21 protein-coding genes are annotated in these 25,464 nt (G+C 57.1%); 15 read left to right on the top strand and 6 right to left on the bottom strand.

Annotated features, from left to right (window positions below; translation table 11 throughout):
- Nucleotides 1-7: 7 nt before the first annotated feature.
- Both CHN51_RS10140 and CHN51_RS10145 read right to left on the bottom strand, forming a co-directional pair.
- Nucleotides 8-2,485, bottom strand: a complete 2,478-nt coding sequence (locus CHN51_RS10140) for an ATP-binding protein (RefSeq protein WP_164089114.1) — start codon at nucleotides 2,483-2,485, stop codon at nucleotides 8-10.
- 285 nt (nucleotides 2,486-2,770) lie between these two features.
- On the bottom strand, nucleotides 2,771-3,214 hold the full coding sequence (locus tag CHN51_RS10145; protein ID WP_100093913.1) for a biopolymer transporter ExbD: 444 nt from the start codon (nucleotides 3,212-3,214) through the stop codon (nucleotides 2,771-2,773).
- 317 nt (nucleotides 3,215-3,531) lie between these two features.
- Here CHN51_RS10145 and CHN51_RS10150 point away from each other — a divergent pair, with 317 nt between their 5' ends.
- Together CHN51_RS10150 and CHN51_RS10155 are read left to right on the top strand one after the other, a co-directional pair.
- Complete coding sequence (locus CHN51_RS10150) at nucleotides 3,532-4,506, top strand: DUF3667 domain-containing protein (RefSeq protein WP_240616951.1); 975 nt, start codon at nucleotides 3,532-3,534, stop codon at nucleotides 4,504-4,506.
- A 4-nt stretch (nucleotides 4,507-4,510) separates the two neighbouring features.
- On the top strand, nucleotides 4,511-6,145 hold the full coding sequence (locus CHN51_RS10155; RefSeq protein ID WP_100093915.1) for an alkaline phosphatase D family protein: 1,635 nt from the start codon (nucleotides 4,511-4,513) through the stop codon (nucleotides 6,143-6,145).
- Nucleotides 6,146-6,153: 8 nt separating this feature from the next.
- Here CHN51_RS10155 and CHN51_RS10160 read toward each other — a convergent pair whose 3' ends face one another.
- Nucleotides 6,154-8,025 (bottom strand): prolyl oligopeptidase family serine peptidase, encoded by a 1,872-nt coding sequence (locus CHN51_RS10160; RefSeq protein WP_123906299.1) that lies wholly within the window; start codon nucleotides 8,023-8,025, stop codon nucleotides 6,154-6,156.
- Between the two features lie 392 nt (nucleotides 8,026-8,417).
- Here CHN51_RS10160 and CHN51_RS10165 point away from each other — a divergent pair, with 392 nt between their 5' ends.
- From CHN51_RS10165 to CHN51_RS10180, 4 genes are all read left to right on the top strand, one after another.
- Nucleotides 8,418-9,629: an LL-diaminopimelate aminotransferase gene (locus CHN51_RS10165; RefSeq protein ID WP_100093917.1), complete on the top strand. Its 1,212-nt coding sequence runs from the start codon at nucleotides 8,418-8,420 to the stop codon at nucleotides 9,627-9,629.
- A gap of 49 nt (nucleotides 9,630-9,678) precedes the next feature.
- Nucleotides 9,679-10,368 (top strand): glutathione binding-like protein, encoded by a 690-nt coding sequence (locus CHN51_RS10170; RefSeq protein WP_100093918.1) that lies wholly within the window; start codon nucleotides 9,679-9,681, stop codon nucleotides 10,366-10,368.
- A 108-nt stretch (nucleotides 10,369-10,476) separates the two neighbouring features.
- Nucleotides 10,477-11,100, top strand: coding sequence for a 2-hydroxychromene-2-carboxylate isomerase (locus tag CHN51_RS10175; protein WP_100093919.1), 624 nt, complete (start codon nucleotides 10,477-10,479; stop codon nucleotides 11,098-11,100).
- A gap of 106 nt (nucleotides 11,101-11,206) precedes the next feature.
- Complete coding sequence (locus CHN51_RS10180; RefSeq protein WP_100093920.1) at nucleotides 11,207-12,031, top strand: crotonase/enoyl-CoA hydratase family protein; 825 nt, start codon at nucleotides 11,207-11,209, stop codon at nucleotides 12,029-12,031.
- Nucleotides 12,032-12,130: 99 nt separating this feature from the next.
- On the opposite strand, the gene CHN51_RS10185 is transcribed toward CHN51_RS10180, so the two are convergent.
- Entirely contained in the window at nucleotides 12,131-12,565 is a 435-nt protein-coding gene (locus CHN51_RS10185; RefSeq protein WP_100093921.1) for an acyl-CoA thioesterase, read from the bottom strand.
- A 6-nt stretch (nucleotides 12,566-12,571) separates the two neighbouring features.
- Nucleotides 12,572-13,990: an MFS transporter gene (locus tag CHN51_RS10190; RefSeq protein ID WP_100093922.1), complete on the bottom strand. Its 1,419-nt coding sequence runs from the start codon at nucleotides 13,988-13,990 to the stop codon at nucleotides 12,572-12,574.
- Between the two features lie 321 nt (nucleotides 13,991-14,311).
- On the opposite strand from CHN51_RS10190, the gene CHN51_RS10195 reads away from it, so the two are divergent.
- The 9 genes from CHN51_RS10195 to CHN51_RS10235 all read left to right on the top strand — a co-directional run bounded on the left by CHN51_RS10195 (nucleotide 14,312) and on the right by CHN51_RS10235 (nucleotide 22,613).
- A complete protein-coding gene (locus CHN51_RS10195; protein WP_100093923.1) occupies nucleotides 14,312-14,848 on the top strand; it encodes a LuxR C-terminal-related transcriptional regulator in 537 nt (178 codons plus the stop codon).
- 89 nt (nucleotides 14,849-14,937) lie between these two features.
- Nucleotides 14,938-15,297: a hypothetical protein gene (locus CHN51_RS10200; protein ID WP_100093924.1), complete on the top strand. Its 360-nt coding sequence runs from the start codon at nucleotides 14,938-14,940 to the stop codon at nucleotides 15,295-15,297.
- 62 nt (nucleotides 15,298-15,359) lie between these two features.
- Nucleotides 15,360-15,803 carry a hypothetical protein gene (locus CHN51_RS10205; protein WP_100093925.1) on the top strand — a complete coding sequence of 148 codons (444 nt, stop codon included), beginning with the start codon at nucleotides 15,360-15,362 and terminating at the stop codon, nucleotides 15,801-15,803.
- An 89-nt stretch (nucleotides 15,804-15,892) separates the two neighbouring features.
- Nucleotides 15,893-17,320 carry a glycosyl transferase family protein gene (locus CHN51_RS10210; RefSeq protein ID WP_100093926.1) on the top strand — a complete coding sequence of 476 codons (1,428 nt, stop codon included), beginning with the start codon at nucleotides 15,893-15,895 and terminating at the stop codon, nucleotides 17,318-17,320.
- Entirely contained in the window at nucleotides 17,274-18,446 is a 1,173-nt protein-coding gene (locus CHN51_RS10215; RefSeq protein WP_100093927.1) for a hypothetical protein, read from the top strand. Before CHN51_RS10210 ends, CHN51_RS10215 begins: the two co-directional genes overlap by 47 nt.
- A 103-nt stretch (nucleotides 18,447-18,549) precedes the next feature.
- A complete protein-coding gene (locus tag CHN51_RS10220) occupies nucleotides 18,550-19,464 on the top strand; it encodes a sulfite exporter TauE/SafE family protein (protein WP_100093928.1) in 915 nt (304 codons plus the stop codon).
- Nucleotides 19,465-19,481: 17 nt separating this feature from the next.
- Nucleotides 19,482-20,234, top strand: coding sequence for a TIGR02186 family protein (locus tag CHN51_RS10225; RefSeq protein WP_206169883.1), 753 nt, complete (start codon nucleotides 19,482-19,484; stop codon nucleotides 20,232-20,234).
- A gap of 112 nt (nucleotides 20,235-20,346) precedes the next feature.
- A complete protein-coding gene (locus CHN51_RS10230; RefSeq protein ID WP_100093930.1) occupies nucleotides 20,347-22,050 on the top strand; it encodes an ATP-binding protein in 1,704 nt (567 codons plus the stop codon).
- Nucleotides 22,051-22,178: 128 nt separating this feature from the next.
- Nucleotides 22,179-22,613 carry a hypothetical protein gene (locus CHN51_RS10235; protein WP_100093931.1) on the top strand — a complete coding sequence of 145 codons (435 nt, stop codon included), beginning with the start codon at nucleotides 22,179-22,181 and terminating at the stop codon, nucleotides 22,611-22,613.
- A gap of 102 nt (nucleotides 22,614-22,715) precedes the next feature.
- Here CHN51_RS10235 and CHN51_RS10240 read toward each other — a convergent pair whose 3' ends face one another.
- On the bottom strand, nucleotides 22,716-25,436 hold the full coding sequence (locus CHN51_RS10240) for a valine--tRNA ligase (RefSeq protein ID WP_100095549.1): 2,721 nt from the start codon (nucleotides 25,434-25,436) through the stop codon (nucleotides 22,716-22,718).
- Between the last annotated feature and the right edge of the window lie 28 nt (nucleotides 25,437-25,464).

A 25,464-nucleotide genomic window follows, 5' to 3' on the forward strand; every position in this document is an offset into this window, starting at 1 on the left:
GAAATGCTCAACCGGTCATGGTCCAGTCGCGCAGTGAAGATTTCAGAGTGTCGAACATGACCGGCTTGGCGATATGGCCCTGCATGCCGGCCTGCATGCAGCGTGCGATATCTTCAGGATATGCGTTTGCCGTTATCGCCAAAATCGGCAATTCCTCTTTCGGATAGCCTTTCTGGCGAATGGATTCGGTTGCTTCATATCCGTCCATAACGGGCATTTGCACATCCATGAGCACGAGATTAAATGGCCTGTTTTCTTCTGCGGCGGCTTCCACCTTCGCTATGGCATCCTCGCCATTGACCGCCAGCACCGGCTGATATCCGAGCTTCTTGATCATTTCTGCGATCAGGATCTGGTTGATATCATGGTCTTCGGCGATGAGAATCTTTCCGTTGTCAACTCGACCAACGGGGGGCTCTGCCGGATCATTTGTAGCGGTCATCGGTTGTTTTCCTTCTGATTTTCCCGTCCCGACAGAGGAGGCTGCCTCTGTTCCCGCGGGAAACTGGACGGTAAAGGTCGTGCCTGCTCCTTCGTTACTGTCGACAGTAATCGTGCCCCCCATGATCGAAGCCAATTGTCTGCTTATCGTCAGGCCTAGGCCGCTCCCGCCAAATATCGTCGATGTTTGAGGAGACGCCTGTTCGAACGGCGAGAAAATAGCCTCGAGGCGATTGGATGGGATGCCGATTCCGGTATCCCTGACCATGACCTGCATTTCCATCTTGTCGGCGGCGGCCTGTTTGGCCGTGGCGGACACCGAGACCGAACCGCTGCTGGTGAATTTGACGGCGTTGCCGAGAATATTCAATATGATCTGACGCAAATGATTGGCGTCCGCCAGTACCATTTCCGGTACATTATCATCAATTTCCAGCTTGAGATCGAGCTTCTTCTGGTCGGCAATCGGGGCCATCAGATGGACACAGCTCTGCAGCACATGCTGTGTCGACATTGGCGCAATATTGCTTTTTTCCCGACCAGCCTCGACTTTCGAGATGTCGAGAATATCATTCAGCAGCCGCATCATGGCGTTGCCGGAATCCAAGATCATCTGCGCGTGATTTTTTTCTTCTTCAGGGAGGTCGGCGTCGAGCAGCAGCTGGGTAAATCCCAGGACACCATTCATCGGGGTCCGGATTTCGTGGCTCATATTGGCAAGAAAGCGGGTTTTGGCATCGGCCGCTTCCTCGGCACCGACACGGGCGGCGATCAGTTTCTGTTCCATCTGCTTGCGCGCGGTTATGTCCCTGATGCTTCCGACGATGCCAAGGAAGCTGCCATCCTTTTCAGCCAGTCTGGAAAAGCTCAACTCTACGGCCAGGACGTCGCCGCTTGCATTGGCGATGGAGCCTTCGAAGCGGGCCCGCTGGATCGCTCCGCACCGGACCGGCCCGAGCTGCGTTTTCAAAGCCTCGAAATCCTCGGCTGCGAATATCTCGCCCATGTCCCGTCCCAGACACTCTTCGGTCGGCAGACCCGTCAGCTTCTGCCACGCGGGATTGAGAAACAGCCATTGCAGATCGCTGTTCGTCCGGAAAAGAACCTCGTTCATATTTTCCAGCATGGAATTGGAAACTTCGCGGTGGATACTGAGCGAGCGTCGGATGGACGCCTTCTCGGTCAGCATCGCCGCCGTGGGCATGCCTACTGCAAAGCAGCTCAGCAGAAAAAATTGCAGGATGAACAGTTTTGCGGTCAGGGAAAGATCGACCGAGTAAAAGGGGCCGGTCTCGAACGCTGCACCGATCACCACCACGATGGCGATCAGGACTATGGAAACCGAGGTGCCGGGTGTCCCCAGTCTGAAGGCATTGAGCAGTACCAGCGGCGCGACAAGAAAAAAGACGGGAAAACTGAGAACCCAGAAAATCGTCGCTGCGGCAATCAATGTGAATGACTGAATTGCGAGCCACTCCCATCGGTTGGCGCTGAACACCCAAATGCTTCGCGAACCATTGGACCGGTCCGCTCGCTGGAACGCGTCTATGGCCACCATGATCGCCGGGCTAAGCAAGATCATGCCGAGACCGTCGGTCGTGGTCCATTGGAGCCAGGACATAAGAAAACTTTGCCAAGTTCCCGAGGCAAACATCAGCCCGGCAAGGAAGCCGGAGGCGAGCGGGGCGACAAGTCCGCCAATCAGGCAGAATTTGCCCAGATCCCAGATCCGTTGCATGTTCGGTCTGGTCGCCCCCAGCTTTTGCATGAGGAACCAGATCAGGATGATTTCGAACTGGTTGATCGCGGCCAGTGCTGTTGCGTTCAAAACCGTATCGCCGGCTAGCAGATTGGCTGCAATATTCGCCAGAAACGCGCCCGCGAGATAATAAGGAACATGCCGTTTTGCCGACCGCAATATGACGGCTACCAGAACGGCATTGGCCAGCCAGACGACCGCAATGCGGCCTTCGTCCTGGGTCAGCATGATGCCACCCCAGGCCAGAAGACCGAACATCGCCGAGACCAGGATGATCGTTGCCACTGACGGGAAGCGTCGGAGTTGGGCTAGCCGGCCTGTCATCGGCAGCCGCGAGATATTTGTTTGTCCATCTTTGCGTAAACGGAGCAAAACCCGATTAACTAAGAAAAAACTCGAAGGTGGCCCGAATTCTTGCTCTGCCAGCCGTGAAGGCGAGGTCTCTAGAGCATGGGCCGACCGTTATGGGCGAGGTCGATTTACCTGTCTGTCCCGTCGCCGCGCTGACAGATGGGTGGGGGCGATCCGTTCGATGGCTGTCTTCGCGAGATCATCCCGCAGCCTCCAGATTTAGCGGTTGTCCCAGTTTGCGAATTGCTGATTGCCGACAAAAGCGACTTCCTGAACACCGGCTCGCTTGATCGTGGCCACCAGCTGGTCAAACCGTTCGTACCGGGCCCGGGCATCACTTTCGAAATGCAGCTGCGGCCCTGCCGGGTTCTTTGCCATCATTTCCAGCCGGCCGCGCAACCGGTCACTGTCGATCGGTATACCATTCCATATGGCCGTGCCGGCAGAGTCGAGGAATAATTTGTTGGCCTTGGAAGTGCTGGATCCCGCAGTCCCGCCCGGCAAGTCTACAGCTACCTGGTGGGTGACTGCCGGGATTGATAGCATCATCATCACCAGTAAAACGAGCAATACATCGATCAACGGCGTGATGTTGAGCTCTGCGAACGGTCTGTCCGCAGCGGTGGCTGATTTTTGGCGAAGAAAGTGCTTCCTGCTGCTCATTCGGTCTCTCCCGGTTAATGATACGATATAACATATATCATAACATCGGGCAGATTACAAAAAGCCGCTTGCCTTATTGGCCGAATGGGCCAAAAATGGCCAGCATGTCAGGGGAATTGGAAGCCATGGGAACCGCCATCGAAGGCGGCTTGATTGCCAAGGCGGTGGAGGATGAAAAAACCGGTGCATCGGGGGGCAAGGGCGAAACATGCCTTAACTGCAACGCGCTTGTAACCAGTCATTATTGCCCGGATTGTGGCCAGCCCCTGCATGTCCACCGTTCGATCGGTGCCTTTTGGCACGATATATTGCACGGCGTGCTCCATTTTGAGGGGAAATTCTGGCGGACATTGCCGTTGCTGGTCTGGAAGCCGGGCGATCTGACGCGTCGCTACGTACAAGGCGAACGCGCCAAATTCATCTCTCCGATGGCCCTGTTCTTGTTCTCCGTATTCATGATGTTTGCGGTGTTTTCATTTATAGAAAATCCGTTTTCCACTGAAGGCGATGGTAGCGAAAGTGTTGGATTCAACAGTACTGTTACTGCCGAGTCCCAAGAACTTGAAGAGCGTTTGCAGGACAAGATCAAAGAGCTGGAAACGACAGCAGAGGAAGACAAGGCTGAAGTGCGGGAACAAATTCTCGACTTGAAACGCGACCGCAATGTCCTAGCGACCATGACGATGAGCGAGCTTCCCTATCCGGAAGCCGGAATGGGTGAGAATGGCGTGGGGATCGGCAATTTTGGCCTCGACGATGCACCAGCTGCAGACAGCCAAGCCGGTGCGGATGGAGAGGACATGGCTAGCGGCAATGGCAACCAGGTCGAGATCTGGGACGATTTCAAGGATAGTTCGTTTGGCAAGATGCTGAAGGGCGGTCTCGAACGTGCTACCGAAAACCCCTCCCTGCTTCTCTACAAACTGAAAGCCAATGGCTATAAATTTGCCTGGCTCCTGATTCCGATTTCTATCCCTTTCGTGTGGCTGACACTGATCGGACGACGCGGTCTTCACTTTTATGACCACGCGGTTTTCGCGACCTATTCCATCGCCTTCATGTCTCTGTTGTTCGTGACCTGCGCCATATTGGCCGCCATCGGGGCTCCCGCGTCCGTCTGGGGGACCTTGCTGATATTCTATCCGCCTTTCCACATCTATCGGCAACTCAGGCATGCGTACAAGATGTCCCGCCCCGAAGCTCTGTTCCGGGTGTCGTTCCTGCTGATTTTCACTGTCATCAGTCTGACGCTATTTTTCGTTATTTTGCTGGCTCTAGGCATTTTGGGATAAAATCATGACCATGAATATCGATCGCCGCCAGTTGATGGCGCTGGGAACTTTTGGCCTTGGGGCGCTCAGCGTGCCGGCCTCGGCATCGCTGATAGGCGGAAAAGGTTTCACCCATGGCGTCGCCAGCGGTGAACCGGGACAGGATTCCGTGCTGCTATGGACGCGCTATGTCGGCAACAGAGACGCAAGGCTGACCGCGGAGATATCCGACAATGCCGATTTCACCGGCGCAAAAATGGTCGGCGAAGTGCAGGCAAAAGCCGAAAGGGACTTTACCGCCAAGATCACGGTGCAGGGATTGACCCCCGATAAATGGTATTTTTTCCGCTTCGTCGGGCCGGACGGCTCCAAATCGGTCATCGGCCGGACCCGCACCTTGCCGCAGGGACCGGTCAAGAATTTCAATATCGGCGTTGTCGGATGTTCCAACATGCCGTTCGGCTATTTCAACGCCTATGCCCATGCCGCGCAAAACAAAGAACTCGACCTGATCATTCACACCGGCGATTATCTTTACGAATATCCGATCGGCACCTATCCTTCCACGGAGGAGGCGCTGGCCGGCCGGAAAATCGATCCCGCCCACGAGATGGTCCAGCTCGCCGATTACCGGCTGCGCTATGCCGCCTATCGCAGCGACCCGGACTTGCAGCGCATCCATCAGGTTTTGCCGATGATACCGTCATGGGATGACCATGAATTTGCCAACGACGCCTATAAGGATGGCGCGCAGAACCATGATCCGAGCGAGGGTGACTGGGAAGTGCGCAAGCGCGTCGCCGAGCGAGTCTATCGGGAGTGGATGCCGGTTCGGGATATGGAATTCGGCAGTCCGCGCTGGCGCGAATATCAGATCGGCGATCTGGCGACCCTGTTCCTTACCGAAAGCCGGATTGGCGGGCGTGACAAGCCGGTGGACCTGGCCGAAGCGATCAAGGGGCAGAAAGATGTCGCGGCGGCGCTCAAGGCGTTTCGCGACGATGTCTGGCAGGACCCGGACCGCTCGATGCTGGGCGATGTCCAAGAACAATGGTTCGCGGATGCGCTGCTAAAATCCAAGGCCTCCAGCACGAAGTGGCAAGTCTGGTCACAGCAATGCGTGATGGGCGAGCTGGTGCTACCACAAGATGCCAAAAACTGGGTGCCGGAAGATGCACCGCCGATCGCGCAGGCACGTGTAGCGGTGGGCGCATTGGCAGCCCAGATCGGGCTGCCGATCAATTTTGACAGTTGGGACGGCTATCCGCAGGCCCGCGCCCGCTCGCTGGCCGCCGCGCAGCAGGCCGATGCCGACTTGATCGTCCTGTCGGGCGACAGTCACAATGCCTGGGCTTTTGACCTTGCGACACAAGATGGCGCCGCGGGTGTGGAATTCGCCGGACATAGTGTCAGTTCGCCGGGCTTCGAAGCCTATACCAAGGGCGTGGCCCCTGATCTGGTGGCTAAGGCTGTGGTGGGGGCAAACAAGCAGCTGCAATGGGCCGATACCGAGCATCGCGGCTATATGAGCGTGGCGCTCACCCCCGACAAAGCAACTTCGACCTGGCATTTCCTCGATACGATTCGGAAGAAGTCCATCGCGCTGAGGGGAAGCAGAAGCCAGACGGTGCTCCGCGGGGCTCGCACGATAGCGTCCTGAGGCCCGTTCTAGTAGGCTGGATTGTGCCGGTTCAGAAATGCTTCCAGCTTATCCAGCCAATCCTTCTCGTTTTCGGAATCCGAAAAGCCGTGTCCTTCGCTTTCGTAAATAATAAATTCTGCGTCTTTCCCGGCTTTCTCGAGTTCTGACCGGTAAAATTTGAACTGGCTGAAAGGGACGGTACTGTCTTTCTTTCCGTGGGCGAGCAGGATCGGGCGCTCCAGTTGCGCAGCAAGCCGGGCAGGGGAAACCGTGTCGAGATCAAATTCTTCATCGCCCCGTATTTCGTCTTGCCATTCCCTTTTATACCGGCTTCTCAAAAAGCGACCGTCATAACTGAGCTGTTTGTCCCAGTCAGTAACCCCGGCGAAGCTGGCAGCGCAGCGATAGCGCTCGGGATTTCGTGTGACGCCCCATATGGCCGCGTAACCGCCATAGGAGCCCCCGACGATGCAGACCCGGTCCGGATCAACAATGCCGCGGCCAACCAGCCAATCCATCCCGTCGTCGAGATCGTCCTGCATCGCGCGGCCGATTTCCCCCGAGCCTTTTTTGTAGAAAGCCTCCCCATAGCTGTCGGAACCCCGATAATTGGGTTGCAACACGGCATATCCGCGATTGGCGAGAAATTGTACTTCGGTGTTGTAGTCCAGCGTGTCCCGAACGCCGAAAGGACCACCGTGCGGAAGGATGACGAGCGGCAAATTTTCGGCGGGACGGTTTTTGGGCAGCGTGAGATAGGCCGGAATCGTGGTGCCGTCACGGGCATCATATTTTACATATTCCGTTCTGGACAGTTTCTCGGTGTCCAGCTTGTCGTTCAGGCTGGCAAACCATGCGAGTTTTTTGAGCTCGGGTTCGTAGAGATAATAGCTGCCCGGATCGGTAGAGGACGTCACATAGACGATCATGCGTTTGCCGTCGCGGCTTTTGGACTGGATCCACGCTTCCTGTCCCGGCAGGGCGGCATCCAGCTTCTGCTGATGTTCTGCAAGTTCGTCGTCAAACCATTTTACCCGGTCCCGGGAATCGGTAAAATAGACCGATTCCAGTGCGGTCCCGCTATCGTTGAGGTTGAACCCGGTAATGTCATTCTCGTCATGGCCAAATACCATTTCTCCAACTTCGCGGGTCAGATAGTTGAACTTGTAAAGCGCGAAGCGTCCCGTTTTCTCGTTGGACAGGATGTAACCTTCATCGGCTTCGGAAACGATATCTGTGATATCCAGCAGGGCTTCTTCCAGATCGTCCTTTTCCCTTATTTTCCCGATTTGCCTGAATTTCTCTCCGGCCGTCTTGCGATAGTAGATTTTCAAGGTGCCGCCGATCTGGCTCAGCCCCATTCTCACAACGCCGCTATTGTCGGCAATCCAGGTCCAAATCTGTGATTGCCTGCGGACCACACGCGTGGTCTCATTATTGGCGAGTTCGACACGATATACGGCGGGATAATCGAAAATGGACCGCTGCATGGAAAGCAGGATATATGTGCCGGTGGGATCGACATAGAGAACATTGTCCCCATCATATCCCTGCGTTTTCCGGCCCAGTGTAATGGAAACGCCGCTGCTCACATCCGTGACATACAGCCCCGTGTGCCTGCGCTGGCCACGTGACGTGTCGACGACGGCAGACACGCCGAACAATATCTTGTTGTTGCCGGCCCACCGATACCAGCGAAGGTCGACATTTTCGGGAATGGCTATGCGTTTCTTGGCATCACCATATAACAATGCAACGGTAAGATAGGATGTTCCGCCGAGTTGCTGCCGGTATACCACGCGCTTGCCATCCGGCGATATTTTCGGACCGCCGAAATGGCCAGGATTCGCAAAAACCTTGGTCTCGACTATATCTGTCTCGATGATATCGGCGGCCACAGGCCGCTGATCCGGCTGATTGCTATCTACGACATCATCCTGTGCCTGGACCGCCGAAGTAAAAAGGCCGAAAATTGCCAATGTCTTTATGGCTGTGCCAACACTTGCACTTCCAAGACCGCTTCTATTCACACGACACCCCCGAACGATACTTTCCCACGATTAGGATTAATCAGGGCGAGCGGAGAAATAAACCCGTAAAGCGAAGGAAATTCTGATCGGGGTCATGACAGGGGCGGATGGAGTGATAAGACCGGGCTCGACAGCTCGTTAGCGCATGGTGCGACACGACATGTCTTTACGTACAATTACCATTCACTAGCACTCGACATTCACGCGAAAATTACGCAAAGCGGGGGCCCTTTAACATTTAATGCAAGAAACGATCAATAATGTCCGAAGAGTTTTACCGCATCAAGCGACTGCCACCCTATGTGATTGCCGAAGTCAATAACATGCGGGCAGCGGCGCGAGCGGCCGGCGAAGACATTATTGATCTCGGCATGGGCAACCCTGATCTGCCACCGCCGCAGCATGTCATCGACAAGCTTTGCGAAGTTGCGCAAAAGCCCGACGCGCACGGCTATTCGGCCTCGAAGGGTATTCCGGGTTTGCGCAAGGCACAGGCCAATTATTATGGCCGCCGCTTTGGCGTGGATCTCGATCCCGAAACCGAAGTCGTGGTGACGCTGGGGTCGAAGGAGGGCCTGGCCAGTCTGGCAACGGCGATAACCGCGCCGGGCGACTGTATCCTTGCTCCAAACCCGAGCTACCCGATCCATACATTCGGCTTTATCATCGCCGGTGCGACCATTCGCAGCGTGCCGACCACGCCCGACGAACATTATTGGGAATCGCTGGAACGGGCGATGGCCTTTACCGTGCCACGGCCCACTTTGCTGGTGGTCAATTATCCTTCCAATCCGACCGCGGAAGTCGTTGATCTCGCGTTCTACGAGCGGCTGGTGGCCTGGGCGAAGGAAAATAAGGTTTGGCTTCTCTCCGATCTGGCCTATTCCGAACTTTATTATGATGGCAACCCGACGCCTTCGATATTGCAGGTGCCGGGCGCGAAAGATGTCGCGGTGGAATTCACCTCGCTCAGCAAGACCTATTCGATGGCCGGCTGGCGGGTCGGTTTCGCGGTCGGGAACCAGACACTGATCAGTGCGCTAAGCCGGGTCAAAAGCTATATCGACTATGGCAGTTTCACGCCGATCCAGGCCGCGGCTTGCGCGGCGCTCAACGGTCCTCAGGATCAGGTCGCGCAAAATCGCGAACTCTATCACAAGCGTCGCGATGTGCTGGTGGAAAGCTTTGGCCGGGCGGGCTGGGAGATTCCGCCACCCGCCGCTTCGATGTTCGCCTGGGCTCCCTTGCCGCCGCAACTGGCGCATATGGGCAGCCTCGAATTTTCCAAGCAGCTGCTGACCGAAGCCGGTGTCGCGGTCGCGCCCGGCGTCGGCTATGGCGAGGATGGCGAGGGGTTTGTCCGTATCGCGATGGTCGAAAACGAGCAGCGCATTCGTCAGGCCGCGCGCAATGTGAAGAAATATTTGCAGAAAATGGGTGTCAATACGCCGGGGCAAAGCGAAGCGATTTGATGGCGGATCCGGCGACTGGCAGGCGTGAATTTGCGCTGGGGATGATCTTGTGATCGACCTCTATTTCGCTCCGACCCCCAATGGCTGGAAGATTTCGGTCATGCTCGAGGAGAGCGGGCTCGACTATGATATCAAATGGGTGAACATCGGTGCCGGCGAGCAGTTCGAACCGGATTTTCTCGCAATCAGCCCGAACAACCGGATTCCCGCCATTGTCGATCATGATCCGGCGGATGGCGGCGAACCTGTGAACGTTTTTGAGACCGGTGCGATCCTGCTTTATCTGGCGGACAAGGCGGAGGATTTTCTGCCGCATGATTTGCGCGGACAGATTGCTGCGACCGAATGGCTGATGTGGCAGATGGGCGGGCTGGGGCCGATGATGGGCCAGCATGGCCATTTCAAACTCTATGCACCGGAACGGATCGAATATGCGACCGAGCGCTATCGCAAGGAAGTGCTGCGACTGTTTGGCGTGATGGACCGGCGTCTGGCGGACCATGACTATCTCGCGGGCGAAGATTACAGCATCGCCGACATGTCCTGCTTCCCCTGGGTGCAGACTTACAAGCGTCAGGAAATCAACCTCGATGACTTCGCCCATGTGAAGCGCTGGTACGAGACGCTCAAACAGCGCGAAGGTCTGCGCCGCGGGATGGCTGTCGGCCGGGACAAGATCAATCGCAATCCGCAGGATGATGCGCAGACGCGCAAAACCTTGTTCGGGCTGGAGGAATAGGTCGATCGCGCTGTGCTCCGCACCTGATGCGGAGCTCTCGATGCAATGCGCTGGCCGTCAAGGTTCCGCATCAAGTGCGGAACACGGAGTGATAAAAGGAACTGATATATGAAAACAGTCGATTTCTATTTCGATCTTTCCTCGCCATGGACATGCCTCGCCTTCCACAATATTCAACCGATCATCAATGAGAATGGCGCATCAATTGTCTGGAAACCGTTTCTTGTCGGTGGCGTGTTCAATGCGGTCAATCAGGATGTCTATGCCGCACGGGAAAACCCCGACAATCGCAAATTCGTCCACAGTTTTCGAGTGCTTAAGGACTGGGCAAAGCTGGCCGGGCTGCCAATGAATTTTCCGAGCGAGCACCATCCGGTCAAGTCGGTCCATGCCATGCGGCTCTGTTGTGCGCTGGAGGATGATCAGGCGGCGCTGCACAAGTTCGCGACCGCCGCATTCAACGCTTATTATGGTGACCAGCGCAATCTCGATGATCCGGCAGTGTTGATCGCGATCGCCGACGAGGCCGGCCTGGACGGTGCTGCTCTGGCGGCGCGGACGCAAGATCAGGAGATCAAGGACCGGCTGCGCGCCAATACCGAAGAGGCCATTGCCCGTGGCGCTTATGGTTCGCCGAGCATTTTCGTGCCTTTTGGCGAGGGCGAAAGAATGTATTTTGGCAATGACCAGTTGCCGCTTGTTAATTGGGCGATTAAACAGGGCTCAATATAGCAACGAATCTTCATTTCCGTTCGTGTCCAGCGCAGTCGAGACACGATGGGAATATCAGGCTGCCCGACTTCGCTCCAAGCGATCGGGGAAGAGCAAAGGATGAAATATGTCAGAACGCGTCACCATCACCGTCAAGGATCATATCGCCGATGTCCGGTTCAACCGCCCCGACAAGATGAACGCGCTTGATGCTGCGCAGATTGATGCGATCGTCGAAGCCGGGGAAAAGCTGGCGGCGATGGAGGGCATAAGAGCCATTGTCCTGTCCGGCGAAGGTAAGGCCTTTTGCGCGGGCCTCGATATGGGTAGTTTTGCCGCATCCGCAGCCTCGGCTTCGGAAGAGAAGAGCGACAGTGAAAAATCGCCCCTCGCCAACACGCTGACCGACCGAACCTTCGGCAACGCCAATAAATATCAGCATATCGTGCTGCTTTGGCGGCGGCTAAAAGCACCGGTTATTGCCGCGATCCATGGGCCGTGCATTGGCGGCGGGCTGCAATTTGCCAGCGCTGCCGACATCCGCGTGGTCGCACCGGACGCGAAAATGTCGATCATGGAAATGCGCTGGGGGCTGATCCCGGATATGGGCAGCTACACGACCTGGCGCAGCTTTGTGCGCGACGATATCCTGCGCGAGCTGACCTATACCAACCGCATCTTTACCGGCGAGGAAGGCAAGGAACTGGGCTTTGTCACCCATCTGTCGGATGACCCGCACGCCAAGGCCATGGAAATTGCCGCCGAGATCGCCAGCAAGCATCCGCAGGCCGTACAGATTGCCAAAGACCTGATCAACAAGCTGCCGGATATGAACGAAGACGAGATATTGATGGCGGAATCCGTTGGGCAGGACAAGGTCGCCCGTACGCCCAATCAGGTGGAAGCGGTTATGGCGTTCATGCAGAAGCGCGCGGCGAATTTTGTCGACTGATTTGCATGTTGCCGTTCGTCCTGAGCCTGTCGAAGGATCTCTCAAGAGTATATCGGCAGTTCGACGAGCTTGGTGCAAACGCCCCGTACCGGGAAGATACTAACCGGTGGTTCGCATTTTCTCCAGTTCCGCGACGACCTCTGCCCGCAGCGGCCGGCCCTCGCCGTCGGTGCGGCAGACGATGACGGACTCGCAGGTGGCGATGCACTGGCCGTTCTGGAACATCGCCTGCGCGATGACATAGCTAGAACGCCCGATCTTGCTGACGCCCGAACTGATCTCGACATCGTCGGGGAACTGCCCTTCGCGGAGATAGTTGATCGTCACGGCCGCGACCATGCTCCGCTCGTTCCTCGGCCGGTCCGCCCAGGGGCGCAAGGACCGGTTGAACCGCACACGGGCATTTTCGAACATGGTTGCAAAGGCGACATTGTTGAGGTGCCGGTTGGGGTCGATATCCTGAAAGCGGGTCTGGGTAACCAGCGACACGGAATAGTTGGCAGGATCAAGCTGCCAGGGCTGAGGTCGGGTCATAACGGCTTAGCTCATTTTCGCGACGAGGTCTTTTTGCAGCGTTTTGCAGACATGAATATACAGGGCGCCAGCGACGAAGAATATACCGACGATATAGATCATCGACCAGCGCAGTCCTTCCGCGCTGGCGGTCAGGCATGCGTCAGCCTTGGCGGCACCGAGGGTGGCGATCAGTTCTTCCGGTTTGCCCTTGCATATCTGTCCGGTCAACTCGGCAGCAAACTGCGATGCCGCAAGATCGGCATTCATCAGCAGGTCGCTGGCGATGCCCATGACGAGTGGGCCGCAGCCATAGCCGATAAGATTGACGATGAAGAGGAACAGGGCAACGGCGGTTGCTCTGGATTGCGGGCTCGCGACGCCCTGACAGATGGTATATTGCGCGCCGAGATAGCCATAATGAAGGACCGCAGCGAACAGCAACGCTGTCAGCGCGAAGGGCACGCTGCCGGTGGTGAAGCCGATCCAGTATAGCGGAACGCAGATGATTAGCATGACACCCGGCAACCATGCCACGACATTGGGATAGCGACCGCTCAGCTTCTCGGTCAGATAGCCGGTGAAAAAGGCGCCGAAGGATGCGGCGAGCCCCAGCGGGACGGCTATCTGCAGGGTTACTTCCGAAATCGACATTTCATGCACGCGCTGGAAGAAAGCGACCTGGAAGTTGCTGACCCCATAGCCAACAAAGGCGACAAGGGCAGCCGCGATCATATTGATCCAGAAGCTGCGTTTGCCCGATAGCTCCTGTACCGTCTCGGTGATGCCCATTTTATGGGGTTTGGTTGCGGTCGGCGGATCGGCGTAGCCGCGCGGTGGCTCCTCTACGGTAAACAGGAAAATCAGGCCGAAAAGGACGCCTGGTACACCGAGCGCCAGAAACGCCTCGCGCCAGGAAAATAATTCGGTGATCGGTCCGCCGAAGGCATTGGCCAGAACGCCACCCAATGTAATACCCATGGTGTAGATCGCGATTGCCCGCGCGCGGCTGCGCGGCGGAAAATAGTCGGAGATGATCGAGTTGGCAGCAGGCGTCAGACCTGCTTCCCCGATGCCGACGCCGATACGGAATACAAGCAGGGCGATGAAACTACCGGCAATCCCGCACAATGCGGTCATCAACGACCAGAGGATCACACTGGCGGCGATGATCTTGACGCGGTTCATTCGCTCGGCAAGCCGGGCAATCGGTATCCCCATGACCGTGTACATCAGGGCAAAGCCGAAGCCGGATAGCAAGCCGAATTGCCAGTCCTGCAATTTAAATTCTTCAATGATCGGCTGAGCGACGACACCGATCAATATGCGATCGATAAAGTTCAGCGTGTAGAGAAGCATCAACGAGATGATGACATAATTGCGATATCCGTCGGATCGATATGCCAGCCCGGTATTTGTCAGGGGCGCTGCCTGTGTAGCGTTCATGCTCTCTCCATCGTTTTCTTTGTTTGATGGCCTGAACCCGTGGTCAAGTCCAGCATAGTTTGGACTTCAAAGGCAGTTCCGCGAAGTCGGAAGTCTTTCCGGACTCGAGCGTCTGGGTGGCATTCCAATAATAATTCAAAATTATCGAACTATCTGGTAATGGTCATTCAGAAAACCATGGAGCTAATTGAAAAATTAGGGGGCCTCAATGGCAATAGGGTGGTCATTTTCGACCTTATCTGAACAAGATCGATCGGGTTTTAATTCCGATATGACAGTTCCCGCTTTTCCGCATTACCGATTCGACAGGTTCTCATTGCAATGGGGTTAAGCAATATTGACCGGTTGAACGACGGGCAGCGCGACTGCTTGCGACTGGTGCTGGCACATCTCAATTCGAAGGAAATTGCACGCGAGCTGGGCGTGTCCCCGCATACGGTGGATCAGAGATTGCGCACGGCCATGCGAATTTTGAACGTGCAGTCGCGTTTCGAGGCGGCGCGGAAATTCGCAGCCGAAAATCAGCAACAGTCGTATCAACCATTGATATATCAATCGTCGACCGTTGAGCTCGCCGGTCAAACCAGCGAACAGGGATCGTCATCCGGGAGACCCAAGGACAGAAAAACCGGCGGAACGGATGATGGTGCGAATGCGGATAGCGGCAGCGCTATCGTGGCTTTGGAGCAAGCCGAAATCACGCGCCGGCCGTTTCCCCTTCCACGTTTCCGTGGTGAGAAAAACCGACTTGCTACGGTCGAGCGGTTGGGATGGATATTGGCCATTGCGATTGGATCCGCCTTATCTTTTGGCGGTTTGGTCGCAGGACTGGAAGCGCTTTCCCGGCTCAACGGATAAGCGGCACCCCCCTCCGGCCAACGCATTCGCCCGATTACGATTTCGCACGAATACACGTGTGATCTTGCAGCCTGAGGAAAGGAACGAAGATGCTAAAACAACGACGAGACGCAGCCGAGAATTTGGCGAAAAGACTCTTTGCAGCGGAACAGGCCATCGACGACGCAATATGCAGAGTGTCTGATCTGGCCGGATATATGCCGGTTGCACGGACGAACGCCGGACTCTCGGCTGTTGTCGGACAGAATGCAATAGCCCAGGCGGCGGAGAGCCTGTCTGCACTGGTTGCGGCGAGAGGCCATCTGGTGTCGACCCACAACCATCTGGCCGAAACGCGAGACCAGATCGGCCTGCGAACGATGGCGATGGGGAGCACCGGCGCAAAGCCAGCAGAACTTGCTCGGACAAAGGACGAGAACATCGTCAATATGGCAGACCATGCAGCCTAGCCTCTCACTAATTAGGTTGTCTCAATTGAAGATAGGCTTGGTCAAGAACTAGATATGACACAGTGATCTTCAACACGATCTGGGCCTACCTTTATTATATGTTTCTGTTCGCCTGTTGCGGATATGCAATATTGCGCGGCGCGCGTTCGGAATATCTCGGAGCGACGATTATGATATTTGGATCATTATCTACCCTGGCGGTTGCTCGCTCTTTCGGAAGTTCGTGGGCTAAATTGGAAGTTGGAATATTTGTCGTTGATGTCGTGGCGCTCTTTGCGCTGATTTGGCTGTCACTTAAATCAAGTCGTTTCTGGCCGCTGTGGGCAACAGCCTTTCACCTGCTTGCCGTAACAACTCATACAGCGATGACTGTGGCGCCACAAATAACTCCCCGAGCATTGGGGACGGGAGCTGTCTTCTGGGCTTATCCGATGCTGCTCGCGCTGGCGATCGGATCCCGTGAGAACAAGCCTTCGCTGAGGGCGCGCGCGATCAGGTCCGGTTAGGATGGACAAGCAGTAGACCAGTGAAATCTTGATCATTTTGGAGATTATCTCGCAGAGGCACCGCTTTTGCGAACACCCGGAGTATGTCCATGGCAAGCGATCAATTTCTGCCGTTTCTCGATGTCCTGCAGAAGGAATTGCTGCTGTTCGCCAGCCTGTCCTTCCTGATCGGTGCGGTCGACGATCTTCTGTTTGATGGCCTGTGGCTCTTTCACAGATTGAAACGCAGACTGTTCGTCTATTCGCGCCACCAACGGGTGACCGTCGAAAATCTCGAAAATCCGTCCCCCGATAGCCGTATGGCGATCTTTGTACCGGCCTGGAAAGAGGCCGCGGTCATCGGTCCGATGCTGCGCCGCTGTCTGCAACAGTGGACCGAAAGCGACTACCGGATTTACGTGGGATGCTATCCCAATGATGCCGAAACGGTCGCAGCCGTGGCAGCGGCATCCCGGGGGTGCGAAAAGGTCAGGCTGGTCGTCTGCCGGCGGGACGGACCGACCACCAAGGCCGATTGCCTCAATCATCTCTGGGATGCTCTCTGCCGCGACGAGATTGAGGAAAACAGCAATTATGCCGCGATCATTCTGCATGATGCGGAAGATATCGTGCACTCCGAAGCATTGAAACTGTTCAGACATCTGATTGGACGCGCTGTATTGATCCAGTTGCCCGTCATCCCCCGACGGGCCAAGAGATCGCGCTGGGTCGCCGGCCATTATGGCGATGAGTTTGCCGAATTGCACGGCAAGCAAATGGTGCTGCGGGAGGCGCTCGGCGCGTCCATACCTTCCGCCGGTGTCGGCTGCGCCTTTGCCAGGGAAGGGCTGCAGAAACTATCGGTGAGAACCCGGGGCAAACCCTTTGATGCGGGCAGCCTGACCGAAGATTACGAACTGGGGCTGCATCTGACCGGTGGAGAGGCCCGGGGCATTTTTGCCCGGTTGCGCGACCGGAACGGGCAGCTGGTCGCCACCCAGGAATTCTTCCCGGAAAAGCTGGAAGACGCCATACGCCAGAAAAGCCGCTGGATGGCCGGCATTTCCCTGTCCGGATGGGACCGGCTGGGCTGGCAGAACAGCTGGCGGGAAAACTGGATGCGCCTGCGCGATCGCAAGGCCAGCTTTGCTGCCATAATCGTCGCCATTGCCTATATCGCCATCATCCTGATGGGCCTGTTGCAGCTCGCCGGGATGACTGGAATCTACCAGCCCCGGCCCGTGTCCGCTATTCTGGAGACATTGCTGTTTCTCAATTTCGGCTTTCTGCTGTGGCGTCTGCTGATGAAATTCTGCTTCGTCTTTTCGCTATACGGGTTGCGCGAGGCATTTTTGTCAATACCGCGGACGGTCGTGGCGAATCTGATCAATATCATGGCAGTGTGGCGCGCGCTCAGCCAATATATCAGCCAGCTGGCCGGCCAGCCCGCCCAATGGGAAAAAACCAGCCATTTCTATCCCGACGCCCGTGATGTCCAGCAACTCCGACCGCAAACCACCGCGGGCGGTCGAGGCTGAGCTTTTGCCGGCGACCACTGCCGGGGCGCCTTTGCGGGCAATGGCCAGTCTGGCGGCGATCTGGATAGTGGTACGTCTGTTCGCATGGCAGAGTCCGGCTAATATCGCTTCGAAGCCTTTGGAGCCGGCAGGCAACAATGCAGCGCAACAGGTTGTGAAAAGCTGGCGTCAGCCGGGTCCTGCACGGTCATTGGCCTTACCGATCGAGAGCGGGCGCGACGGCGAAGGCCATTCCGATCACGACAATCTCTCCATTGCGCGGAGTGATACAGGCGAGTTTCCGGTGACAGAGGCGCGGGTGCCAGTCGTGCCGGTTCGCTCACTCTGGCGGTGGCAGGACCCAGAGGAAGTCCGCGGTTTCTTCCTACCTGCCGCATTCACCCCGAATGAAGCGGCATCCCGTGATCGCGTCGGTACGGGGCCGCCTTTTTCGCACCCGCCCGACCTTCATCGAGACGCCCGCTTCGCCGCCTATTTCTGGATTTTCGCGCGGCAAAACTCGCACGCGGAGGAGAGGCTGCAACTGCATGTCGGGCAATCGCCGGCCAATGGTCAATATGGTGGCAGTCAGGCCGGCGCGATCTTATCCTATCGGCTATTGGACCGGCCGTTGCCGGAACTGTCGGTCTATGGCCGGTTCTCCGCCGCGCTAAATCCGTGGAGCCAGAAGGAGATCGCGCTGGGCACCCGCCTCCGGCCGGTCCGGGACCTGCCCATCGCCCTGCAGGCTGAGCAACGTTTTGATGCCGGGCAGGGGAACTCTTCGGGGACCGCTTTTCTTGTGACAGGCGGCAGTGGTCCGGATCATATCGCGGAAAAATTTGTGCTCGAGACCTATGCCCAGGGTGGCTATATTCTGGGCCGGAATGAAAGCTATTTCTTTGACGGGGCAGCGACTCTGCAACGACCGATAGCGGAACGCGGAGCGGCGAGGCTTTCCCTTGGTCCCGGCGCCTGGGCCGGTGGTCAACGCGATATCCACCGCGTCGATGTTGGCCCCCGCCTCGGTCTGGCCCTCCCCGTCGGCCCGATATCCGCGCGCCTCGCTATTGACTGGCGGGTGCGGGTGGCGGGGAATGCCAAGCCCGGCAACGGAGCGGCCCTGACCGTCTCGTCGGGCTTTTGATCCGGCGACGATGCATTCCAGCCCGTCGATCGGATTGAATTCGCACCCGCAAGGCAGCAACGCCCTTTATCCCGTAACAAAAAGAGATTAGTCCAGTGGTTATATGGACATATATCTGCCAATCGCCAATTTATCGGTTAATGCGTTCGTCATCATCCTTCTCGGCGGGCTGGTGGGCATATTATCCGGCATGTTTGGCGTTGGCGGCGGATTTCTTACCACGCCGCTGCTGATCTTTTACGGAATCCCGCCAACGGTCGCCGCCGCGTCTGCCTCTACCCAGGTCACCGGCGCCAGCATTTCGGGTGTTGCCGCACATATGCGCCGCAAGGGCGTCGATTTCCGGATGGGCGCGATATTGGTGGCCGGCGGCATCGTCGGCACAATTGTAGGAACCGGGCTGTTCCAGATTCTGCAGACCTGGGGCCAGATCGATACCGTCATCAATGTCCTCTACGTCCTGATGCTGTCCAGTATCGGTGGTCTGATGTTCAAGGAGTCCCTGCAGAGCGTTCGCGCCTTTCGTGCCGGCAAGCCGTTGCCGGCCCGCAAGCGACGTCATCACCCGCTTGTGGCCAATCTTCCCTTTCGCTGGCGCTTTTACCGGTCCGGTCTGTATATTTCGCCAATCGCCCCCTTCGTGCTTGGCCTGCTCACCGGCATATTGACCATGTTGCTGGGTGTCGGTGGCGGTTTCATCATGGTACCGGCGATGCTTTACCTGCTTGGCATGGGCGCACAGGTCGTGGTGGGGACCTCGCTGTTCCAGATCCTGTTTGTTACCATCGCTTCGACGATGATGCACAGCATGACCACGCGAGCGGTGGATATCGTGCTGGCCTCGCTGTTGCTGCTCGGAAGCGTGACGGGCGCACAACTCGGTGCAAAATTCGCCCAGCGGATGCGCCCTGAATATCTGCGTCTGGCGCTGGCATCCATGGTGCTGCTGGTTGCAATACGGATGGCATTGGGTCTGGGGTTCCAGCCGGCCGAAATCTACACGGTCCAGATCCTGTGAACCAGAGCCGGCGCCTTTTGCCCCGCTTGCTTGCGCTTTTCGGCATCGCCCTGCTGACCGTCGGCGCGACGCCGGTGCTGGTTCCCGAAGTGTCGCAAGACCGGATCAGCATCAAGGGCGATTTCAACGGGGCACAATTGCTGCTTTTTGGTGCCATTACCTACCCGCCGGGTACTCGCAACACCGATCGGGCCGATATCGTGGTCGTGCTCAAGGGGCCGGTCGAATCGATCGTCGTGCGCGAAAAGCAGCAGATCGCCGGGATCTGGATTAACGCGGCGAGCAGCGAGTTTCGGTCTGCCCCCGGCTTTTACGCGGTAGCATCCTCCAAGCCGCTCGACGAGATTGTCGATGGCAAGACCGCAGATATTTATGAATTAGGCCTGCACCATTTGCAGCTTTCTCCGGCCGGAGCGATCGACAGCCGCGAGCTGGACCGCTTTGTCGACGGGCTGGTCGACCTGAATTCGCGGGGCAATTTGTTCAAGAACCTGCCGAACAGCGTCAAGATCACCAACAGCGTACTATATCAGGCGCGGATCAACCTGCCGGCGAGCGTACCGGTGGGAGATTATACGGCGGAAACCTTTCTGGTCATCGATGGTCGGGTGGAGGCGGCCGAGGTCAAAGAGATCACCATCGAAAAGACGGGGATGGGGCGTTTCATCACCAATATGGCCCAGAATTACGGCTTTCTCTACGGACTTATCGCCGTGCTCATTTCGGTCGTACTCGGCTGGTCAGCGGGCTATTTGTTCCGCAAGATGTAATGCTCGCTCGATCGCGGGTACCGCTGGGCAGCCTTTCTGGTGCTCCAGTAAATCTTCTTTAACCATGATCGACTAGTCCGGTGTTCTGACCAGCAAAACAGGAAAAACACCAATGTCCGATATGGGTTCTCATAATTTTCCCGCCGCAAGGCCTCTTGCGGATTCCGAAGTCGAACCGATAGAGGATGAGAATCAGGGGGCCATCTCGCAGCGCAGCGAAAGCCACAAGATTGGCGAAGTCATCGAAATCGCCGGATCGGGTTCCAAAATTATCATGGACACCGCCGTGCTCGCGGGACTTATGGACCATAGCGATCCGACCGTGAAAATGGCAGGGCAAGTCGGTAGTCAGGTCAAGATCCGTGTCGGCCAGACATGGCTGCTCGCCAATATCCGCACCCAGAGGCTGTTTGAAGGCCAGACCGGGCTTGTGGTGGCCGAGATCGATTTTCTCGGCGAGGGCGACGAGGAAAAACTGACCGGCCAGATCTATAATTTCCGCCGCGGTGTGACCCGCTACCCGACCCCGGCTTCGGTGGTCTATGCCGTGACGACAGCCGATCTCAAGCAGATCTATGCCTCTGACGGTCGCGCCAATGTAGAGGTTGGCACCGTCTACCCGACAGACGATATCCGCGGCGCGCTCTACGTTGACGCCATGCTCGGCAAGCATTTCGCGCTTCTCGGTTCGACCGGTACCGGTAAATCGACAGCAGCAGCGCTGATTCTCCATAAAATCTGCGATCTTGCGCCCGAAGGCCATATCCTGATGATCGATCCACACGGTGAATATTCGGCGGCCTTCAAGGATAATGGGAAATTGTTCGATGTGAACAATCTGAATCTTCCCTATTGGTTGATGAATTTCCGCGAACATTGCGAAGTGTTCGTCCAGTCCAGGGGTGACGCCAAGCAGATGGACTGTGATATTCTGGCCAAATGTCTGCTGGCGGCAAAGGCCAAGAACCAGGGGGCCGCCAATATCACCAAGCTGACCGTGGATTCACCGGTTCCCTATCTGTTGTCCGATCTGACAACGATTCTGCAGAATGAAATGGGCAAGCTCGACAAGGCTACCAACAGCGCGCCCTATCAGCGGCTGAAATCGAAAATCGACGAAATCAAGGCCGATCCGCGGTACAGCTTCATGTTCTCCGGCATGCTCGTCGGCGATACAATGGCGGCGTTTCTCGCCAAGATTTTCCGGCTGCCTTCCGAGGGCAAACCGATTTCGATCATCGATGTTTCGGCGATGCCGTCCGAGATCACGCCGACGGTGGTTTCCGTTCTCAGCCGGCTGGTGTTCGACTATGCGATCTGGGCCCGTAATGAGGCGCAGCGGCCGATGCTTCTGGTCTGCGAGGAAGCGCATCGCTACATCCCCAATGACGATGTTGCCGAGGAAAGCAGCGTCCGCGACATCCTAAGCAGGATCGCCAAGGAAGGCCGGAAATACGGGGTTTCTCTGGGTTTGATCACCCAGCGTCCGTCAGATCTGGCCGAAGGGGTGCTCTCGCAGTGCGGCACCATCCTGTCGATGCGTCTCAACAATGACCGCGATCAGGCCTTCGTAAAGGCCGCAATGCCGGAAGGCGCGCGCGGATTTCTCGACTCCATTCCCGCCTTGCGCAACCGCGAAGTGATCTGCTGTGGCGAAGGCGTCGCCATACCGATCCGCGTTGCGCTGGATACGCTCATCGAAGAGCGCCGTCCGGCCTCGGAAGATCCCATATTCTCCGACCTGTGGCGCGAACATGGCGGCGAGGAAGAGATCATCCAGCGGGTTATCAAGCGCTGGAGAGCGCAGGGCCGGTAATCCCTGGCCGGCAGTTTATCCATTTTCCTCGGCTGTTGATCGATAGCGGCTGTCAAAATTCCATGCATCGATTACGTCTGTAGTCATCGGCTGTGCGTCGGGCACAGCAGAGTGATATGGAGAAACCGATGGTTTATAAACGCTTTTTTCCACTGATTGCCGGACTGGGCTTGGTCGCAGTGTCGATAGTGCCGGCAATGGCCATTCATGCGCGTGATGCGGATCAGGAACGCGACAAGACGTGGAGTGAAACGCTCGCCCGGGATATCAAGGCACAGGTGAAGGCCAGTATGACCGAGGGCGCCGATGGTATGGAAAATGGCGCGGAGGAGATGCTGCGGGGCGCCGACCAGATGGAAGCCTATGCAGACCGGCTGGAGAGTGATGCGGAATTCCGCGAACGCGAAGCTGCCAGACAGAATGCACGCGGAGACCGGAAAATTACGGCCCAGAAACTACTGGAAAGCGCGCCGAAGATGCGCCGCGGTGCGGAAAAGATGCGCAAGGGAGCGGAGCGGATGCGCGCTGCCGCGGAAAAGATGCGGCGCGGCGAGAGCGGTTAAGCGAAGTCCCGCAAGCGGATGATTCCGCCCCTGCGGGCATCCGGTTCCAGGTAACCAGTAGAGGCTGGCCTGCGCAGACCTTCCCTTTCTGCTCAGGAGATATCAGCCCAGCCGATCGATAGCTGCCTGCAGGCGTCCGGCTTCCGCTTCCTTGTCGGCCAGATCGGCACGGGCTTTCTCGACCGCTTCCGGTTTGGCCTTTTCGACAAAATTGGGATTACCGAGACGTCCGCCGAGTGATTTGGCTTCTTTCTGCGCGGCTTCCAGCGCCTTGTTCAGACGGGCCTTTTCTGCATCAATATCGATGGCACCGGCGAGCGGCAGCACATAGGTGGCGCCGTCGACCACAATCTGCGCGGATGGGCCATCCGGAGCCGGATCGAAGGAAATGGCCTCGAGGCGTCCGACCCGGTCGAGCGCGGCGTGCTGGCGTGTCACCTTTGCCTGCAGATGGTCGTCCCCATCACGGACATGGGCTGACATTTTGGTGCCGGGCGGGATGTTGAGCTCGACCTTGGTGGAGCGCACTTCCGAAATCAGCTTAATCAGCCAGTCGATTTCCGATTTGGCGTCTGCGTCCACGGCCGCTTTCGGCGCCGGCCATTGCGCGACGATCAGATCATATTTCCTGTCGCCCATCGCATGCCACAATTCTTCGGTAATGAACGGCATGAACGGGTGGAGCATGACGATGATCTGGTCGAGCACCCAGCCGGCCACCATCCGGGTTTCGTCGGCCGTTCCGGCATCCTCACCCTGCAGAACCGGCTTGATCAGTTCGAGATACCAGTCGCAGAACCGGTCCCAGGTGAAGTGATAGATGGTGTTGGCCGCCGCATCGAAACGCAGGTCGGTCAGCGCCTTGTCGAGCGCCTGTTGCGTCTCGACCACTTCGCTGATGATCCAGCGATTGACGGGCAGGGCGGCTTCCGGGGCAGCAAGCGTCTTGCTTGCGCCGATCCCGTTGGCCTCGCAGAAGCGCGAGGCATTCCACAATTTGGTCGCGAAATTGCGATAGCCCTCGACGCGCTTGTCATCCATCTTGATGTCGCGGCCCTGGCTTTCCATCGCCGCCATGAAGAAACGCAGAGCATCGGCGCCATATTGATCGATCAGGCCGAGCGGATCGACGACATTGCCCTTGGACTTGGACATCTTGGAGCCATCTTCGGCCCGCACCAGTCCGTGCAGATAGAGCCGCTTCCACGGCACTTCCTTCATGAACTGGATGCCCTGCATCGCCATCCGCGCATCCCAGAAGAACAGGATGTCAAAGCCGGAGATCAGCAGATCGTTGGGGTAATGGCGTTCGAGGTCTTTGGTCTGTTCCGGCCAGCCGAGCGTGCCAAAGGGCCAGAGAGCGGAGGAGAACCATGTGTCGAGCACATCGGGATCACGGCTAAGCGTGACGTCCGCGCCTGCCTGCGCTTGTGCCTCCTCTTCGCTCATCGCGACATAGATTTTGCCATTTTCGTCGAACCAGGCCGGAATGCGATGTCCCCACCAAAGTTGCCGTGAGACACACCATGGCTGGATATTCTCCATCCAGTTGAAATAGGTCTTTTCCCAGCTCTTAGGCACAATTTCGATATCGCCGTCGCGCACGGCCTTGATTGCCGGCTGGGCGAGCGTTTCCGCATCGACATACCATTGGTCGGTTAGCCAGGGCTCGATCACCACGCCGCCGCGATCACCGAAAGGTGTCGCGATGGTGCGTGGCTCGGCATCATGTTCGACTTGTTCGCCATCCTTGTTCTCGCTGACGTGCGGGATCAGGAAACCCTGTTCCTTCAGCCGCTGGACAACCAGTTCGCGGGCGCCATTGACGCCGTCTTTCTTGAACCGGTGCAGCCCGATATATTCGTCTGGTACCAGCCCGTCGGCGGTCTGGCAGACATTGGCCTCGCCATCGAGCATGTTGAGCATCTCGCTGGCGGCAAAGCCCGCGCGCTTGCCGACCTCGAAATCGTTGAAATCATGGCCCGGCGTGATTTTCACCGCGCCCGAACCCAGTTCCGGATCGGCATGTTCGTCGGCAACGATTCTGAACCGGCGCCCGGTGATTGGCTGCTCGATTTCCTTGCCGATCACGCTCTTGTAACGCTCGTCGCTCGGATGCACGGCCACCGCCATATCGGCGAGCATCGTTTCCGGCCGGGTCGTCGCGACCTCGATATAATCCTGCCCATTGTCCAGCGTGACGCCATCGGCCAACGGATATTTGAAATGCCAGAAGCTGCCTTTGGTGTCGACGGTTTCGACTTCCAGATCGGAAATCGCTGTCTTCAGCGCCGGGTCCCAGTTCACCAATCTTTTGTCGCGATAGATCAGACCATCATTAAAAAGATCGACAAAGACCTTGAGCACGGCTTCGTTCATGCCCTCGTCCATGGTGAAACGCTCGTTGGACCAGTCCATCGAACAGCCCAGCCGGCGCAACTGCTTGGTGATCGCGCCGCCGCTTTCCTCTTTCCACTCCCAGACTTTCTCGACAAACTCCTCGCGGGTGAAGTCGGTGCGCTTTTGCTGGCGCTCGTTCATCTGGCGCTCGACCACCATCTGGGTGGCGATGCCGGCATGATCCATGCCGACGACCCAGAGCGCATCCTTGCCCTTCAACCGCTCGTGCCGGATGATGATGTCCTGCAGCGTATTGTCCAGCGCATGACCGATATGCAGCGACCCGGTGACATTGGGGGGCGGGTTCACAATCGTGAACGGCTCGCGATCATCGCGTTCCGGCCGGAACAGGCCCTTGTTTTCCCAATGTTCATACCAGCGCGTTTCGATGGCGGCGGGGTCGAAATTTTTATCTAATGTCATGGCTGGGTCTTTGGCATTGCTTTTGGCG

Source organism: Sphingorhabdus sp. YGSMI21, from assembly GCF_002776575.1.
In the GTDB taxonomy this organism is placed as follows: domain Bacteria; phylum Pseudomonadota; class Alphaproteobacteria; order Sphingomonadales; family Sphingomonadaceae; genus Parasphingorhabdus.

Bases quoted from the DNA above. Each gene is read 5' to 3' on its own strand.
- CHN51_RS10145 (WP_100093913.1), bottom strand. From the start codon at position 3,214: ATGAGCAGCAGGAAGCACTTTCTTCGCCAAAAATCAGCCACCGCTGCG.
- CHN51_RS10175 (WP_100093919.1), top strand. From the start codon at position 10,477: ATGAAAACAGTCGATTTCTATTTCGATCTTTCCTCGCCATGGACATGC.
- CHN51_RS10190 (WP_100093922.1), bottom strand. From the start codon at position 13,990: ATGAACGCTACACAGGCAGCGCCCCTGACAAATACCGGGCTGGCATAT.
- CHN51_RS10215 (WP_100093927.1), top strand. From the start codon at position 17,274: ATGTCCAGCAACTCCGACCGCAAACCACCGCGGGCGGTCGAGGCTGAG.
- CHN51_RS10165 (WP_100093917.1), top strand. From the start codon at position 8,418: ATGTCCGAAGAGTTTTACCGCATCAAGCGACTGCCACCCTATGTGATT.
- CHN51_RS10210 (WP_100093926.1), top strand. From the start codon at position 15,893: ATGGCAAGCGATCAATTTCTGCCGTTTCTCGATGTCCTGCAGAAGGAA.
- CHN51_RS10230 (WP_100093930.1), top strand. From the start codon at position 20,347: ATGTCCGATATGGGTTCTCATAATTTTCCCGCCGCAAGGCCTCTTGCG.
- CHN51_RS10200 (WP_100093924.1), top strand. From the start codon at position 14,938: ATGCTAAAACAACGACGAGACGCAGCCGAGAATTTGGCGAAAAGACTC.
- CHN51_RS10180 (WP_100093920.1), top strand. From the start codon at position 11,207: ATGTCAGAACGCGTCACCATCACCGTCAAGGATCATATCGCCGATGTC.
- CHN51_RS10240 (WP_100095549.1), bottom strand. From the start codon at position 25,436: ATGACATTAGATAAAAATTTCGACCCCGCCGCCATCGAAACGCGCTGG.
- CHN51_RS10195 (WP_100093923.1), top strand. From the start codon at position 14,312: ATGGGGTTAAGCAATATTGACCGGTTGAACGACGGGCAGCGCGACTGC.
- CHN51_RS10235 (WP_100093931.1), top strand. From the start codon at position 22,179: ATGGTTTATAAACGCTTTTTTCCACTGATTGCCGGACTGGGCTTGGTC.
- CHN51_RS10155 (WP_100093915.1), top strand. From the start codon at position 4,511: ATGACCATGAATATCGATCGCCGCCAGTTGATGGCGCTGGGAACTTTT.
- CHN51_RS10220 (WP_100093928.1), top strand. From the start codon at position 18,550: ATGGACATATATCTGCCAATCGCCAATTTATCGGTTAATGCGTTCGTC.
- CHN51_RS10185 (WP_100093921.1), bottom strand. From the start codon at position 12,565: ATGACCCGACCTCAGCCCTGGCAGCTTGATCCTGCCAACTATTCCGTG.